At 37.1% G+C, this 17,272-nt stretch carries 12 protein-coding genes; 9 read left to right on the forward strand and 3 right to left on the reverse strand.

The features are described 5' to 3' along the window. The first annotated feature begins 81 nt into the window (after window positions 1-81). From brxF to PJK55_RS13685, 7 genes are all read left to right on the forward strand, one after another. On the forward strand, window positions 82-531 hold the full coding sequence (brxF, locus tag PJK55_RS13655) for a BREX-3 system P-loop-containing protein BrxF (RefSeq protein WP_271306164.1): 450 nt from the start codon (window positions 82-84) through the stop codon (window positions 529-531). Between the two features lie 21 nt (window positions 532-552). After that, a complete protein-coding gene (locus PJK55_RS13660) occupies window positions 553-4,257 on the forward strand; it encodes a DUF6079 family protein (protein ID WP_271306165.1) in 3,705 nt (1,234 codons plus the stop codon). Between the two features lie 12 nt (window positions 4,258-4,269). Next, entirely contained in the window at window positions 4,270-7,029 is a 2,760-nt protein-coding gene (locus PJK55_RS13665; protein ID WP_333781804.1) for a DNA methyltransferase, read from the forward strand. 18 nt (window positions 7,030-7,047) lie between these two features. Continuing rightward, complete coding sequence (gene pglZ / locus PJK55_RS13670) at window positions 7,048-8,934, forward strand: BREX-3 system phosphatase PglZ (protein ID WP_271306167.1); 1,887 nt, start codon at window positions 7,048-7,050, stop codon at window positions 8,932-8,934. 18 nt (window positions 8,935-8,952) lie between these two features. Continuing rightward, window positions 8,953-9,615 (forward strand): hypothetical protein, encoded by a 663-nt coding sequence (locus PJK55_RS13675; protein ID WP_271306168.1) that lies wholly within the window; start codon window positions 8,953-8,955, stop codon window positions 9,613-9,615. A gap of 48 nt (window positions 9,616-9,663) precedes the next feature. Beyond that, on the forward strand, window positions 9,664-12,807 hold the full coding sequence (locus PJK55_RS13680) for a DEAD/DEAH box helicase (protein ID WP_271306169.1): 3,144 nt from the start codon (window positions 9,664-9,666) through the stop codon (window positions 12,805-12,807). 64 nt (window positions 12,808-12,871) lie between these two features. After that, window positions 12,872-13,642 carry a hypothetical protein gene (locus PJK55_RS13685; protein ID WP_271306170.1) on the forward strand — a complete coding sequence of 257 codons (771 nt, stop codon included), beginning with the start codon at window positions 12,872-12,874 and terminating at the stop codon, window positions 13,640-13,642. Between the two features lie 108 nt (window positions 13,643-13,750). Here the strand turns inward: PJK55_RS13685 and groL are convergent, their stop codons facing one another. Both groL and groES read right to left on the reverse strand, forming a co-directional pair. Then, on the reverse strand, window positions 13,751-15,385 hold the full coding sequence (groL, locus tag PJK55_RS13690; RefSeq protein ID WP_224863484.1) for a chaperonin GroEL: 1,635 nt from the start codon (window positions 15,383-15,385) through the stop codon (window positions 13,751-13,753). Window positions 15,386-15,424: 39 nt separating this feature from the next. Next, window positions 15,425-15,709, reverse strand: coding sequence for a co-chaperone GroES (gene groES / locus PJK55_RS13695; protein WP_214689558.1), 285 nt, complete (start codon window positions 15,707-15,709; stop codon window positions 15,425-15,427). Between the two features lie 214 nt (window positions 15,710-15,923). Between groES and PJK55_RS13700 the strand changes: the two genes are divergently transcribed. Together PJK55_RS13700 and PJK55_RS13705 are read left to right on the forward strand one after the other, a co-directional pair. Beyond that, entirely contained in the window at window positions 15,924-16,619 is a 696-nt protein-coding gene (locus PJK55_RS13700; RefSeq protein WP_271306171.1) for a CPBP family intramembrane glutamic endopeptidase, read from the forward strand. A gap of 16 nt (window positions 16,620-16,635) precedes the next feature. Beyond that, window positions 16,636-16,845, forward strand: a complete 210-nt coding sequence (locus PJK55_RS13705; protein WP_015880600.1) for a YdiK family protein — start codon at window positions 16,636-16,638, stop codon at window positions 16,843-16,845. A 14-nt stretch (window positions 16,846-16,859) separates the two neighbouring features. On the opposite strand, the gene PJK55_RS13710 is transcribed toward PJK55_RS13705, so the two are convergent. Continuing rightward, complete coding sequence (locus PJK55_RS13710; protein WP_271306172.1) at window positions 16,860-17,261, reverse strand: hypothetical protein; 402 nt, start codon at window positions 17,259-17,261, stop codon at window positions 16,860-16,862. Window positions 17,262-17,272: the final 11 nt, after the last annotated feature.

Here is a 17,272-nt window from a genome sequence, read left to right on the forward strand (position 1 = left end):
AACAGCTGATGTCCTTATGCGCATTATAAAAATGTGTGTTAGTATTATAAGTTGCATTAGACAACATAAGGGAGGATTCTCATGAATTTAAACACTGTCGAAAAAATTCAAAGCAGTCTCCCGCAAGTAACTAATCAATACTACAAACTTATATATGTGAATGAGTACTTACATGGGAATACCATTTCTTACTATGCTAAAAACTTTGAGACAGGCTATTTAAATTTAGGCATAGAATTATCCTTATCTTTACTCGACATTCCACTTAAACGTCGACCGTTCAAAGTGACAGACATAATGGAAAATCTCATTCAAAAACAACATAACAAGATCATTTGTATCGATCGTATCGAAATCTTATTCGAACCTAGCTTAAAAACAAATCCATTCCAAATGTTAAAACAGTTAAGTAAAAACCATACGTTGATTATTGCTTGGCGTGGAGTAGTCAGTGACCAAACCTTAACTTATGCAAAACCAAATCATCCTGAATACTCCAAGTACACAACAACTGAAGAATGGATTTTATAAAAAACTGAAGGAGTGCCTCTTATGCTATATAAAGATTTACTTCAATTTGAACCAATCGAGTCAATCATTAAACTGACTGATGCTAATGAAGAAGACTATGCTAAAGGAATGCTTCAATCATATGTCATTTCTGAGCGTATGGCAGATCAGTTAGCAGATGAAATTATTGAGCACATTCAATTCGAACGCCCACTTGAAAACAAAGGTCTTTTTATCGTCGGTAACTATGGGACCGGTAAATCACACTTAATGAGTGTTGTTTCTACGTTAGCGGAGCGTGAGAACTCCAGCCAATATATCACTAATGAAAAAGTTGCTACTAAAGCAAAAGATATCGAAGGGAAGTTTAAAGTAATTCGAATCGAAATAGGTTCAGTTCAAACCCCTTTACGTGATATTTTAATTGATGCTATGGAGACTCATCTATCTGACTGGGGAATCGATTATAAGTTCCCTTCAGACATGAAGATAGCTAACAATAAAATTGCACTTGAAGAAATGATGGGCTTATTCAATGAAAAATATCCAGATCAAGGACTTCTTCTCGTCATCGATGAATTATTAGATTACCTACGTGGACGTAAAGAACAGGAACTCACACTTGATTTAGGTTTCTTACGCGAAATCGGAGAAACTTGTTCAAAAACTCGACTACGCTTCATGGCTGGTATTCAAGAAATGTTATATGGAAACGCACGTTTTAGTTTTGTAGCTGACTCGCTACAAAGAATTAGTCAGCGCTTCGTTCAAATTAGCATTGTCCGTGAAGATATCGCATTTGTTGTTTCAGAACGTCTTTTAAAAAAGACAGATGAACAAAAGTCGTATATTCGTGAACATCTTAAACAATTCACAAAACTGTACCACCGTTTAAATGAAGATATAGAAACATACGTTAACTTGTTCCCAATCCACCCTGCCTATCTGACTGCTTTTGAAAGTGTAAACCTAGTTGAAAAGCGAATCGCACTTCAAACAATTAGTGCAGAAATCAAAAAAATCATTAATCAACCATTGAATGAACATAATCCAGGTTTGATTTCATACGATAGCTACTGGACATACATTGAATCGAATGCCACAAACAAGTCAGATCAGCATATTCGTGATGTAATGAGTAAACATAAAACTTTGTATCGAGCGATTGATCAGTCGTTTCCAGAAACTAAAAAGCGCAGCTACCAGCAGACTGCGTTTCGAATTATTAATGCGTTAGCTGTTGATCGTTTAACGACCGACGACATTAACGATAAAGTTGGACTAACACCTGAGCGTTTACGTGATGAGTTATTTCTCCTGCCACCTGTAAATATTGAGTTCTTATTAGAAGAAGACGACCCATCAGATTTTTTGAAAACCAATGTTGAGGCAGCATTAAAAGAAATCCAAAAAACTGTAAGTTACCAGTACATTTCAACAAATGAAAGCAACGGCCAGTATTATTTGGATTTAAAGAAAGACATCGACGTGGACAGTCTAATTCAAGCTCAGGCTGAGACGATTGAAAATAACAAGTTGGATCGTTACTATTTTGACCTGCTTCAACAGACGTTGGAACTAGACGACAACACCTACATTAGTAACGTTAAAATTTGGAGTTATCAATTAATGTGGGAAGCTAACCGTATTGAACGTAAGGGTTATCTGTTCTTCGGAGCTCCGAACGAACGCTCGACAGCACAACCAGAACGTGACTTCTATTTATACATGTTGCCTCCTTATGAGAAACGTTCATTCAAAGATGAACAAAAACCTGACGAATTATTCTTTGAATACGATCGTAGCGACAGCGAATTTGATCGCTTGTTAAAACTTTATGCTGCCTCTCAGGACTTAGCACACGATGCTTCAGTAAGTACAAAGAAATTGTATACTGCTAAAATCGATACGTACCGTAAACAATTAGTAAGACGATTAACGGAGCAGTTTAACCAAACGGTTCAGGTTATTTATCAAGGAAAAAAAGCAATAATTGCTGATACGATTCCGTATATGTTAAATACAGTTTCAGTCAAGAAATTAATTGATGCATCGGCAGAATCTCTATTGACCGATTGGTTCTCTAAAAAATATCCCGATTACCCTTCATTTGGACGAATTTATCCAGGAGTAACATTTGAAAACATGCGTCAATATGTATTCAAAGCGTTACAAATGATTAACGGTGATCCTCAAAAGATGGGTGAAGATTTATTATCTGGTTTTATCTTACTAGACAGTAAAAATCAATTTACAACCAGTCACTCTGGATATATCAAGTGGCTACAACAATTATTAGAGAATAAAGAGAATGGTCAAGTCATCAATTATGACGATCTAATTGTTACTGAGCGAATTAAAGGAACTGAAGATATTCGTTATACGAAAGAATTTCGCATGGAACCTGAACTTTTTGTTGTATTGCTTGGTGCTATGTTACAAACAGGCAAAATTGAAATTACAATCGACGGTAAAACGTACGATGCAATGAACTACAGTGAGTGGATGAAACTAGATATAAGTCTCCAAACAGGATTTAATCATATTCGAAAACCATCTGGGCTTCCAATCGCTGCAATCACAGCATTAAGTGACTTATATATGATTCCATTATCCAATTTTGAAGAAGAAACACTTCAACGCTTTATTAGAAAATTAAATGAGAAAACGTCAGAAATCATTAAAAATATCCTTGAAGTGAATCAAAAATTAAGAGATGGACTTCAAATTAATGGCCAATCGATTCTCCCTTCACGGGAGATTCAAGAAAATCAAAGTATTCTAAATAAACATAAAGAGTTTGCAGAAACGTTACAACGCTATAATACAAAAGCTAAATTGAATAACTTGAGATACAGTGAAGAGGACATTAAAAAGCAAGAGGAAGCTTTGAAAGTATACGCAAAACTCAATGAACTTCTCTCCAATGTGAATCAATTGCAACCATTGCTCCATTATTTAAACTTGGCTCAATCAGCAGTATCTTTAGACTCTGAATGGAACAATCAAGTTGAGATTACAGTCGTTGAATTGGGACAAGTATTGCGAGACGGAACTAATATCGATTCAATTAAAAGACAATTAGAACAACTAAAGGAAACCTATACTCAAAAGTATCTACTAGCACATTCTAAAGTACGACTTACAGCTACTGAAAATACTCAAAAACAGAACTTGTTAAATGATCAAAGACTTAGAGACTTAGAGTCATTAGCGGAACGGATTTCGATCTATCAAAGTTCTCAATTAAATCACTGGAAGCAACAGCTAATGAATTTGATGCCTTGCTACGAAGCAACTGAGGAACAACTACAAAGAAATCCATTATGCAATTGTAAGTATCGAATGAATCAAGAAGAGCATATTGATAAACGAACATTAACTCAAGCAGATGAAAAGCTTCAGACTTTATATGATCATTGGACTGAAGAACTCGCTAAAACTCTCTCATCGCAAGATATTCAACAAAACATTTCATTACTAAAAGACACACAGCAAAAACAAATTCAGGATTTTATTTCATCTAGAAAATTACAATCTCCGATTGAAATTTCGTTTTTGCAAACAGTGAGTGAATTACTCTCTGGAATTACAAAAGTTGAATTCACATTAGAAGATTTTGAGAACATGATGGCACATGGTAGCCCGCTTACCATTCCTGAAATGAGAAATCAATTTGAGCAATTATTACGTGAAAAGATTGGAAACCAATCCCCACAAAGTATTCGCGTATTGTTGAAGAAGTAAAGGAGAATTATGATGTCTGAACACGAACAATTATCATTTACTACAGGAAACGAGACAAACGGTGAACCTGTCGTTTGTCTCGGTTTGACATTTAAAAATGATGATGAAAGAAGAGTGTATTTTAGAGAAGAACTACGTAAAAAATTACCTGAGTTAAAACAAATTGATGGCTTCCCAATTGGTCAAGATGAAGACATCATCGCTCTATCTGATCCGCCTTATTATACAGCTTGCCCTAATCCATGGCTAAATGAATTTATTCAGGAATGGGAGTTGCAGAAACAAGAATATTATAAAGAATTTTCAAATGATATTTATAAAGTTGAGCCATTTACTAGTGACGTTAGTGAAGGGAAAAACGATGCCGTTTACAATGCACATTCTTATCACACGAAAGTCCCACCAAAAGCGATTTTAAATTACTTATTACATTATACGAATCCAGGAGATATTGTTTACGATGGTTTTTCCGGCACTGGTATGACAGGTGTAGCGTCTATAATGGCTAATCAAGAAGTTACAGTGGAACAATTAAAACAAAAATCACTTCTAAATCATTCTAAAGAAATTTCCTATGGGAATCGGAACGTGATTTTGGGGGATTTGTCACCCATAGCTACCTTTATCTCAAAAAATTATAACACTCCATTAAATAGTGAGGATTTCGAGAAAGAAGCTTTAAAAATAATTTTTGAATTAGAAGATGAATATGGTTGGATGTATCAAACGCTAGATGAAAACACTCAAAAACATCATACTATTAGTTATACAGTTTGGAGTGATGTCTTCTCATGTCCCCAATGTGAATCAGATATAGTTTTTCACTATGATGCTACAGACGATAAAAATAACAAAGTTTTAGATTCCTTTAGCTGCCCTAATTGCAAAATAAATTTAACTAAAAAAGAATTAAATCGATCATGGGAATATATTTTCGATGAAGCATTGAATCAAAATGTAAAATGTATTAAAACATTACCAGTAATGATTTGTTATAAAGAGAATAATAGAAACAAACTCAAAACAATTTCTCAAACAGATAATGAAATAATTGATCGAATAAATAATTTACCACTTGATTCCTGGTATCCAACTGACAGGATGCCTGAAGGCGATGAGTCTAGAAGGAATGACAGAATCGGATACACTCACGTTCAACATTTTTATACAAAACGCAATTTATTTTTGCTCTCTAAGCTACACGAACGTATTTCTGTAAGCCCCTATCGAGACCAACTTTTATTGTTGTTTACTAGCCACCTTGTAAACTTGTCTAAACTTAATCGATATCGTCCTGAAGTTTCTTTTCCATACAATCCATTAAGCGGTACGCTCTATATTGGTTCAAGAGTTGCAGAATCTAATATATTTGAAGCTTATAAGAATAAAGTTAAAAAACTAAAATTAGCATTTCTTGCAAAAAATAAAAATAACGTAGTATCTCTACACTCACAGTCACATACAAATATTAAAGATAATACAATAGATTATGTATTTACTGATCCTCCATTTGGAGCAAACATAATGTATTCTGAGCTTAGTTTTTTATGGGAATCCTGGATTAGAGTTAAGACTAACAACAAACCTGAAGCCATCATCAATAAATCTCAGAATAAAAAGATAAATTCATACCAAAAATTAATGGAACAAAGCTTCAAAGAGTATTATAGAGTATTGAAGCCTGGGCGATGGATTACAGTAGAATTTAGTAACTCTAAAGCTAGTATTTGGAATTCCATACAAGATTCGATACAAAAAGCAGGATTTATAATAGCTAATGTAGCTGCTCTTGACAAAAAAATGGGAAGCTTTAAAGCGGTGACTTCTGCTACAGCTGTCAAACAGGATTTAGTTATTTCTGCATATAAACCGCTTAATAAAGACATAAAGAACATTCAGCAAAAATCTAATAGTATTGAGTCGGCATGGATGTTTACATCGCAACATCTTGAGAAATTGCCTCTAATTCATAAAAACTCTTTACAAAATGACTATATTATAGAACGTACTCCTAGAATATTGTTTGATAGAATGGTAGCTTATCATATACAAAATAATCTTCCAGTACCTATTTCTTCTGCAGAATATCAAAAAGAATTGACACAAAGATTTCCTCTAAGAGATGGAATGATATTTTTAGATAATCAAGTCACTCAATATGACAAATATTCAGCATCTTTTAAAGAAGTCTCCCAAACCTCTTTGTTTATTTCAGAAGAAAGCAGTGCTATTGAATGGATACGTCAACAACTATTAAAAACACCTCAAACTCGTCAAGATCTTCACCCTAAATTTATGAAAGAAATTCAACACATTGCAAAGCATGAAAAACTACCCGAATTAGATGAATTGTTAGTTCAAAACTTTTTACGTTACGACAGTGAACCTGAGGTTCCTTCACAGATAGTTTCATACTTCCGAAGAAACTATCCTGATCTGCGCGGACTTGAACCTACTGATGAAAAGATTAAACAAAAAGCAATGAATCGCTGGTATGTTCCGGATCCAAACAAACAAGCAGACCTCGAGAAACTTCGTGAAAAATCTCTCTTACGAGAATTTAATCTCTATGTTGATGAAATGACAAAGTCGAAAAAGAAATTAAAAGAATTCCGTACTGAAGCAATTCGAGCAGGCTTTAAAAAAGCATGGAGTGAAAAAGACTATCAAACAATTGTCGATATAGGTAACCGTCTGCCTGAAACTGTTATTCAAGAAGATGATAAACTTCTTATGTATTTCGATAACGCCCAAATTAAGCTAGGGCTATAACAGGAGATGAAGAAAACGATGAATGATTTGCATCGCATACAATCATTTCTGCTTCAATCCAATCCGTATTATGTCGTTCATGACATGAATAAGCTATTTAACTCACCGTCTTTCCGAAATATGGTGACCAATTTAGGTTATACCGTTCATGTAGCAGATGACCCGATAGCAACTCGACTTGCCTACGAGACATTTTGTTTGAGTAAACAAAATGAACCGTTCCTTTTAGTCATTTCTCAGGATTTCTCTTCTGTGCCGTTTGATATTTTAGAAAGTAGTCTTCAAGTTACTATAACTTGGGGACTACTTTTTCCTCATTTAGACGAATCTGCTTTACAGCAATTTAATAGCGAGGATTTACTTCCAGTATTAGATGCACATGAACATATGCCTAAAACGATGCAATCTTATGAAGAGTCGATGATCTGTTTATTCAACAAGCTGTACGATATTGATTTAAAACGATATTTTAGTCATCCGTATGAGTTCTATGCATATGTAGCATCATTCTATGAATCTCGTGGAGATTTTCCAGCTCAATTCAAAACATTCTTGAAGGAAGCTCACTCTTTATCACCACTCTGGACATCTAATCAAGAATTGTTTGAATCTCAAGTAAAGTTGCGTAAGTTGCTAAATCAACAATTTATGAATGATATTGCTCAATATGACATGATGCAAAAAGAGAATTCATCTTTTTATGAAGTTACTTTTCCTGGATTATCTTTTTATCTGCGCCCTGAGATTATGGCCCAGTTAACAAAGTTGCCAGTAGAGAACAAAAAAAAATATCCAGCTGAGATTCAACTGCTCCTCATTGAACAAAGCAAACAATCAGCAGATGCAGTACCACTTGCTGAGTTACCGATTTCAAATTATCAAGCTTTTAAACTAAATGATTGGAAAATGTTTGGAGAACAAATCGGGAAAGTACGTGCCTCTTATCTTTTAAACGATTTATCGTTCTCTATTGAGGCTGAGGAAAATATCAAAGTAGCAAACACCCACTTTGAAAATTGGCTTACTTCTAGTTTCGAATCTTTGCGCTCTTTACCAAGTGTGCCATCGCCAAAACTGTCTCATCAAATTCCTCATTTCCTTTCAAAATCTTCAGCAGATAAAATTGCGTTAATCGTGATGGACGGAATGAGTTTTACGATGTGGGAAGTCATAAAGCCAACTCTATTAAAAGAAGGGTGGTCATTTGAAGAGCACAGTGTTTTCTCATGGGTGCCTACCCTAACCAATGTTTCGCGACAGGCTATTTTTTCTGGTAAAGAGCCCCGTGCATTTGCAGATAGCTTTTCGACAACAAACAAAGAAGCTCAACTATGGAAATCTTTTTGGATGGAAGATGGTTATCAACTAAATGAAATTTTTTATCAACGTAGCCTTGGGCTCGAAGAGTATACAACAGAATCCATCCTAAGTCTCAATTCTCCTTATGCCCGTGTATATGGTTGTGTCATTGATGTGATTGATCGATTCATGCATAGTGCAATACAAGGACTTGTTTCAGTGTTTCGAGAAACTCAACTTTGGATCCAAGGAGGATATCTTCTATCTTTGCTTCAGGATTTACATCAATCAGGATACGAGATCTATCTTACAGCTGACCACGGTCATATTGAAGCTACTGGAACTGGACGAATCAATGAAGGAATTCTTGCGAACACAAAAGGGCAGCGCGTTCGAAATTATGATACTATGTTAATTCGAGAACGAACTCATGTAGAACACTCATCTTCAATTGAATGGAATTCTTCAGGACTGCCACCTACAATCTATCCGTTACTTGCGAGTGGTAATTCCGCTTTCATCACAAAGAATGAACGCATTGTGACCCATGGCGGTATTCATATTGAAGAAGTGATTGTTCCGTTTGTTCAATTAACACGCAAATGAATGAAAGAGAGGCTCTTTATGAATCCAATTGGCTTCATTAAACCTATACGTCCTGAATATGTTCACTTTTATATTCATATGAGACAAGATTCAACCTATACATTGAATGATGACTTATCGTTGTTCATAAAAGGGAAAGAAACAAAAGATCAAATTAAAAGTATCTTGAATCGTACCCTATCCGATCAAGATGACGAATCGCTGTTCCGCTATCACTCTTTCTCTACTTCCAATCAAGCATTTTACTACTATGCTTTGTCATGTCTCGCTTATCCGTTTTTTAGAGATACTGTAGAATACATTGGAAAACAATTTCGACTTCATGACCATGTGACTACTCGTCAAATTCAGCACCATTTAAAATCAATATACGGAAACCGACGTCGGGTTGAAGTAGCTGTTGCTTCTGTTTTGTCTACTTTATATTATTGGAATTTAATCGATCGTCCTAAGATCGGGGTTTACTCTAAGGTTGTCTGTGAAATTGATTTCAAATTTCATATCGCTCTAATGATTGAAGTGTTAATGCAATCTGTAAATCATTCTTCCATTTCGAAAGAAACGCTCGAATACAATTCGATTTTCTTCCCTTTTCACTATGATGTTACAATTGCAGATGTGAAAGAAGAAAATTATAGAGTTATTTCTACTATTCGAGATACCATCATTGAACGTGCCTAAAAAGTCTTTTACAGTTAACTGTAGAAGACTTTTTCTTTGGAGGATATTATGAAGATACAAATTGGAACAATTATTAACATCCCACTATTTGAAGAACCAATAAAGCTATTGAAGTGCGAGCCATATGGAGAACAATATCACTCTTTACAAGCAATCGGTCTCCGAACCAATCAGTACTATCATCAACTTATAAGCAATGATTCACTACTTGGAACTGACCAATCCTCATCTGGGCACTTACCTGAAAAATGGTCTGATCTTCTCCCATTGTTAAGTTACCATTTATTGAAAGCCGAAGACTTTGCTAAAGAAAATTACTTATCACACTTTAAAAACATATTGCCATTTCCTCACCAAATCGAAGCTGTCTATCATAAATTTTTAGAAGGAACCCCGGTCCGCTTCTTACTTGCCGATGATCCTGGTGCAGGTAAAACAATTATGTCGGGGATGCTTTTAAAAGAGCTAACGGTTCGTCATCATCTTAAGCGTGTATTAATCTTAGCACCACCTCTTGTCCTTACACAGTGGCAACAAGAAATGAACGAAAAGTTTAATGAAGCCTTCACAATTATTTCTCGCTCCACTTTAACGACAGAAAAAGTAAATTCTTTTATTAAGCACACTCATTGTTTAACTTCTTTAAACTGGGCAGCTCGTGAAGATGTTCAAAAGTTAATACTTGAAGCAGATTTTGATTTAGTGATCATTGATGAAGCACATAAAATGGCTGCCTATCAAACGAATAGCAAAAAAATCGTGAAAACTAAGTTATATACATTAGGTGAAAAATTACTTCAAAGTACCCCTCATGCTCTATTACTAACAGCCACACCTCACAAGGGGGATACACAAAATTATAGATTACTTTTGAAATTGCTTGACCCACTCGTATTTCATGATTCATTAAGTGAAGAAGCACTCAATCAAACAAGTAATCCGTATATTGTTCGTCGACTAAAAGAAGACATGGTTGATTTAAACGGAAAAAGTATATTTCCAAAAAGAGTCACAAAAACCATTCAATATGAGTTAAGTAAAGAAGAACTCGAATTGTACAATACTGTAACGTCTTATGTGCAGGATTACTATAATAAAGCTGTGGCAAATAAGCAAAATGCCACCACTTTCGCACTAATGATTTTACAACGACGATTAAGTTCATCGATATTTGCGATTGAACAGTCTTTGGACAGACGACTTCAAAAATTAACATTGTACTTAGAATTAAATGAACGTGATCGAAAAAAACGAATGACAAATGTCATAAAAACTTATCAACAAAAAAGTGAAGACGAATTTACTCTTAATTCAGCTGAAAACTTAGTTGACGACATTATTGAATTTGTTGACACAAATCGCATCCAAGAAGAACTCAATATTGTTCAAGGGATAATCTCAGAAATCAAACAATTTCGTCGATACCATACCGAACGGAAATACATTGAATTAGAAGATTTATTATTAGGTGTAGATGGATTATTAAATCAAAAAGAGAAATTATTAATTTTTACTGAATCTGTCGACACCTTAACTTTTTTAAAAAAACGTTTATCATTTCATGTTGACAATATCGCCATTTTACAAGGTAGCCAATCAATGAAAGAGCGTTTAACCCAGATTGAGTACTTTAAAAAAGATGCTCAAATTATGATCGCGACTGACGCTGGCGGAGAGTCAATCAACCTTCAATTCTGTAATCAACTTGTGAACTATGATATTCCTTGGAATCCTAACAAACTGGAACAACGTATGGGTCGAATACACCGTATCGGTCAGCAGAATGACGTACTAATTGTGAATATGGTCGCAAATAACACGCGTGAAGGCTATGTTCTAACAAAACTTTTTGAGAAGCTCGAGTCTATGAAATCGAGTTTAGGACAGAACAGTGTCTATGATTTCTTAGGCGATGTGTTAGGAAATGACTTCTCATTAAGTCGCATTATGGAAGATACTGTTGTGTCCCGAAAAAGTCTATCCGATGTTGTAGACGAGCTCGATAAGCAGCTAACTGACGAACAGTTAAAACTTAAGTACTCTGCCGATCAATGGAACTACTTGACTTCAAACTATGATTTACAAAAGATAAAAAAGGATTTAGTTTGCTCAGAAGTAAACCAAATACCTCTTGACCTCCACCAAAATTTTATAATTCAATCCCTGAAACAAGAAAACGTTGTGGTTGATGAAAACGAAAACTACTTTTTAGTAAATTATTTACCACCGTCTTTCAAGAAAAATTATAAAGAAAGTATTAATTGGTCAATAGACACACCTTTCTCAGTTTTCAATCAAGACGAATTGGATGATCTGTCTCGGATTACAAAAACTCACTATCTATATAGATGGATGTTAGATTACGTAGAAACACCTGCAATTCGATTACCCGCTCAAAAATATATATTTGATAACAATCTACTTAATTTGAAACATATCTGGATGTTCCGGATTCGATTTAAAAATAGTAAGCATGAAACAATGAATGATACCGTTCTAACCATTGGAGAGAAGAGAAATGGTACTTTGATTCAATTGAGTAATAACTGGTTATATACAAGTAATCTTTCAAATTTGACTACAATTGATGAAGTTAGCTATGGAGAAAACGTTCTAAGCTTTTTGACAAAATATATTACGGATGAAGTGAAACCCTTAGAAGAAAAGAAAAATCTATATACGTTCAAATTGAGACAGTTTATTAGTCAGTCTTTAGAAGAACAAACCAACCAGCTGTACGATCAAATCTTCCAACTTCAATCCAACATGACTACCACTAATTCTCAGACACTAAATAAATTGAATGCATCGGTTAAATCGCTTCATCAAATTAAGAGTGCTAAGCTCGAACAATTAGATCTACAACGTATGATTTTAGTTGATTACCCTAAACTCATCGGACAATTTGAATTCAATCCTTTAAGTGAACTTGAAAGTAGTTCTCGAATTAATCCTGAGAAATTCGAACAACTTGTTCGTGAGTTTGAATTGAGCCACGGTCGTCAGATAAAGCATGTGTTTAATCCATTAGGTGTTGTTGATTATTATTCAGAGTCATTAAATGGAGAAGGAAGATATATAATCTTAAAAAGTTCTAGTGATTCTTCATATACCACTTCAAGAAACCTAAAATATCCATGCTTTTTATACACGATAAATAAAATGAATTTAATTAATGAGATACAAAATTGAAATTGAACTATATATCGTACTAACTTTATAAATACAATTTAGCTTATACAAAGGAGAAAATTATATGCAACCATATCAAAAATACCCTTCAAAATCTGGTTCTCATAACAAAATCCATGAATTTTTAGAAGGTAAATATGCAAATTCTTATGTTTGGCCAGTAATTTGGCATAACGTAATTAAAGAAGAAGAACTTGCATATCAAATAGAATATGTGACCTTCGAAGTTCACAAAGATTCTAATTTAAATCAAAAATTAAGTGATATCCAGTTTACTTTAAACCCAATTAATGAAGAAGATCCTAAAGTTTTTTATTTAAATTTTTTAACTCCTGCAAAAAGTAAGATTTTATCTTCTGATAACAAACATTTCCCTACTTTTTTTGTAAATGCTCTTCAGCATACTAAAAATACTTTAGAAATTGTAAGTAATGAGAAATACAATACTGATCAAATTGCTACTATTGATATAGATTATTTATGGGAAAGTGAAACTGGTGAAATGAAAGCGCTAGAAGTTACAACTTTCAGAAAAAACTTAAGTTCTCTAAGCGAAGCTAAACGCTTATTACAGTTTGCTATTGACAAGAGATTTAGTAAGCCGAATGCTTATCAGTTAGATTTTCTCTCTTACGTTTCTAATAAAATTTTTAATGCAAAAATATATTTTGTCTGTGTGAATACATTGAATAGCACAAATGAAATTCTTCCACAAAGTAATGTATTATGGTTTGAACTTACGTCTGAAGTCGCTCAAAATATGCATAACGGAAAACTACCTGAAGACTCACATTTAAAGTTTTGTAGTATTGAAGAATTTTTGTCTGAACTTTAAAATAATTATTTAAAAAAGTAAACTTGGATAATAAAAATATAAAGAAGATGATTTCTATTTTCAGAAATCATCTTCTTTAAGTAGTAAACCTCGCTAAATTTATAAAGTTTACATCATACCGCCCATTCCACCCATGCCGCCCATGTCAGGCATTGCAGGGCCATCTTTTTCTGGCTTGTCTGCGATGACGGCCTCTGTTGTGAGGAACATCGCTGAGACAGATGCTGCGTTTTGAAGAGCTGAACGCGTCACTTTCGCTGGATCGACGATACCATGTGCGATCATGTCGACGTATTCGCCAGTTGCCGCGTTGTACCCGACACCGACTGACTCGTTCTTGAGTTTCTCGACGATGACCGAACCTTCTTCACCCGCGTTTTCCGCGATTTGACGGACCGGTGCTTCGAGAGCACGAAGGACGAGTTTGACACCTGTCGCTTCATCCGCTGTCACTTCTGCAAGCAACGCACGAACGGCTGGGATGACGTTGATGAGTGATGTACCACCACCCGCAACAATTCCTTCTTCAACTGCTGCACGTGTCGCGTTGAGTGCGTCTTCGATGCGAAGTTTACGCTCTTTGAGCTCTGTCTCCGTAGCTGCACCGACTTTGACGACGGCTACGCCACCTGCGAGTTTCGCGAGACGCTCTTGAAGTTTTTCACGGTCGAAGTCAGACGTTGTCTCTTCGATTTGGTTACGGATCGTTTGAACGCGTGCTTTGATTGTTTCTTCGTTCCCTGCACCTTCGACGACAGTCGTTGTGTCTTTTGTGACGACGACTTTCGACGCGCGACCGAGCATGTCGAGTGATGCTGATTTGAGATCGAGACCGAGGTCTTCTGTGATGACTTGACCACCTGTGAGTGTCGCGAGGTCTTCAAGCATCGCTTTACGACGGTCACCAAATCCTGGTGCTTTGACCGCAACCGCGTTGAACGTACCACGAAGTTTGTTCAAGACGAGTGTCGCGAGGGCATCGCCTTCGATATCTTCTGCGACGATCAAGATTGGCTTCCCTTGCTGCACGACTTGCTCGAGCACTGGGATGATTTCTTGAATGTTTGAGATCTTCTTGTCTGTGATCAAGATATACGGGTTGTCGAGTGACGCTTCCATCTTGTCAGAGTCTGAGATCATGTAAGGTGAAAGGTATCCACGGTCGAACTGCATTCCTTCGACGACGTCGAGTTCTGTCGTGAAGCCGCGTGATTCTTCGATTGTGATGACACCGTCGTTTCCGACGCGCTCCATCGCTTCTGCGATCAATTCGCCGACTTCTTCGTCCGCTGCCGAGATGGCCGCGACTTGTGCGATCGCTTCTTTTGACTCGATCGGTTTTGAAATCAATTTCAATTCCTCGAGTGCACGACGAACCGCTTTGTCGATCCCTTTACGAAGGATCATCGGGTTCGCGCCCGCTGTGACGTTCTTGAGGCCTTCACGAATCATCGCTTGTGCGAGGACTGTCGCTGTTGTCGTACCGTCCCCTGCGACTTCGTTTGTCTTCGACGCGACTTCGGCAACAAGTTTCGCGCCCATGTTTTCGAAGCGGTCTTCGAGTTCGATTTCTTTCGCGATGGTCACGCCATCGTTTGTGATGAGTGGTGAACCGAATTTCTTCTCGAGGACGACGTTACGTCCTTTTGGTCCGATCGTTACTTTGACTGCGTCAGCGAGTGCGTCGACGCCGCGAAGCATCGCGTGACGTGCATCTTCTGAGAATTTGATATCTTTTGCCATCGTTCATTTCCCCCTAAAAAAGTTTTTGAATAATGGTGCTTAGCCTACGATTGCGAGAATGTCGCTCTCGCGAACGATTAAGTACTCTTTTCCATCATGCTTCACTTCGGTACCTGCGTACTTCGAGTAGATGACCAAATCATTTTCTTTCACGTCGAGATCGATGCGCTTGCCTTCGTCCGTCACGCGGCCTGTTCCGACTGCGATGACTTTCCCTTGCTGCGGCTTTTCTTTCGCCGTATCAGGAAGCACGATGCCCCCGATCGTCTTTTCTTCTTTCTCCACGACTTCGATGATGACACGATCGCCTAGTGGTTTTAACATGGAAAAACCCTCCTCCGAATATGAATGATGTAATGTGTATCGTAAGGTTTTAGCACTCAGTTAAAAGGAGTGCTAACATTGATAAGTGTAGTATGCGACGATTAAAAAATCAAGTGGGGAACATCAAAAAATGCTCTCACTCGCGGTCAAGAGAACTTATTTGTTACAATGAAAAAAAGGTAGGTTCATTCTTAAAAATTAAGGACGTGTTGAATTGGCTACATTAAACTCAAACCAATCGATAAATACCCGTTTTTCGATGGCGCCTAACATTCGCCTCCGGCACCTCACCCCGATTTTATTATATGCGTTCGTCCAACTATTTCCGCTCGTCATTAGCGAAGTACGACCGGAATGGCTGACCGAAACGTTCGTCGGGCTGTGGCTCGCCATCGGATTCGGTGTGACGATTATTCTGTCAATCTTGCTCATCTGGCCAGACTTGAAACAATACAAGGCGCAAGGCATCCAGTCGAACTTGAACGACACGGTCAAATGGATCGGCCTCGGAATTTTGATGCAATACGGGCTCGTTATCGTGGCAAACTTGATTGAGACGGCCATCTCTGGTGAACTGGTCGAGTCGGTGAACACACAAAATATTGCCGAGATGGTGCAAGTCATTCCACTCATGATTTTGCCGGTCGTCTTGCTTGGACCGATTATCGAAGAGATTCTCTTCCGTCATATACTGTTCGGGAACTTGAACGCGCGCTTCGGTTTCTGGATTGCCTTTGGGGTCAGTTCGATCCTATTCGCGCTCATCCATGATGACAATCGATTCCTCGTGTATATCGCGATGAGCTTCGCGTTCTCATACGCGTATGCGAAGACGAGACGATTAATCGTGCCAATCGCCATCCACGCGTTCAACAACGCGCTCGTGATGCTCGTACTATTTTTAATGTAGAAATGAGGTGGCAGTTATGCCGCGACAATTAAAAGTGATGATGCTCTTCAGTCTCTCGTTCGGTGTGTTGTTCACCGTCCTCGCGTACTTCTCGGTACAAGAGTATGGGTTCAGCTTCTGGACGTACTTCATCATCGCCGTCGCCGCTTACGACTTTTTCAAAGTGTATCAAATCTTGGCACTCGCTCGAAAAGTCAAAAAAGAAGGCACGGACAAATCCGCATAACGAAACCCCGAGTCTTACGAACTCGGGGTTTTTCTTATCATTGTCACTTTCGATTGGTCCTGTATTTCTACTTGATAGACACTCCGAATGAGCAGTCCACGCAGACCGAACAACACACCTAATGCGACATAAATGACATCAATCAATGATAACTGTGGTTCATCCATAAAGAAATTGATGATAATGCTAATGACCAACAATCCATAGATTGTGATGCTCATGAGTGTCGCATCGACTTGTCTCATGATTCTCTTCGTAACCTTTTCCTCAAGCTTTTCAATCTCTTCGTGTCGATAACCATAAATCGCAAATCCTAGGCCTGTGATTGACAAGGCGACGAACTCACCATCCCATAGCGCGAATAAAAACAGTCCTACAAAAAAGATCATGAACCCAATAAGTAACTTCTTACGCACCATACCCCTCC

It is taken from the genome of Exiguobacterium sp. MMG028 (genome assembly GCF_027947425.1).
Taxonomy (GTDB): domain Bacteria; phylum Bacillota; class Bacilli; order Exiguobacteriales; family Exiguobacteriaceae; genus Exiguobacterium; species Exiguobacterium aestuarii_A.

Excerpts from the sequence above, each read along its gene's own strand:
- brxF (WP_271306164.1), top strand. The coding sequence starts at position 82 with ATGAATTTAAACACTGTCGAAAAAATTCAAAGCAGTCTCCCGCAAGTA.
- groL (WP_224863484.1), bottom strand. The coding sequence starts at position 15,385 with ATGGCAAAAGATATCAAATTCTCAGAAGATGCACGTCACGCGATGCTT.
- pglZ (WP_271306167.1), top strand. The coding sequence starts at position 7,048 with ATGAATGATTTGCATCGCATACAATCATTTCTGCTTCAATCCAATCCG.
- PJK55_RS13705 (WP_015880600.1), top strand. The coding sequence starts at position 16,636 with ATGCCGCGACAATTAAAAGTGATGATGCTCTTCAGTCTCTCGTTCGGT.
- PJK55_RS13660 (WP_271306165.1), top strand. The coding sequence starts at position 553 with ATGCTATATAAAGATTTACTTCAATTTGAACCAATCGAGTCAATCATT.
- PJK55_RS13665 (WP_333781804.1), top strand. The coding sequence starts at position 4,270 with ATGTCTGAACACGAACAATTATCATTTACTACAGGAAACGAGACAAAC.
- PJK55_RS13675 (WP_271306168.1), top strand. The coding sequence starts at position 8,953 with ATGAATCCAATTGGCTTCATTAAACCTATACGTCCTGAATATGTTCAC.
- groES (WP_214689558.1), bottom strand. The coding sequence starts at position 15,709 with ATGTTAAAACCACTAGGCGATCGTGTCATCATCGAAGTCGTGGAGAAA.
- PJK55_RS13680 (WP_271306169.1), top strand. The coding sequence starts at position 9,664 with ATGAAGATACAAATTGGAACAATTATTAACATCCCACTATTTGAAGAA.
- PJK55_RS13685 (WP_271306170.1), top strand. The coding sequence starts at position 12,872 with ATGCAACCATATCAAAAATACCCTTCAAAATCTGGTTCTCATAACAAA.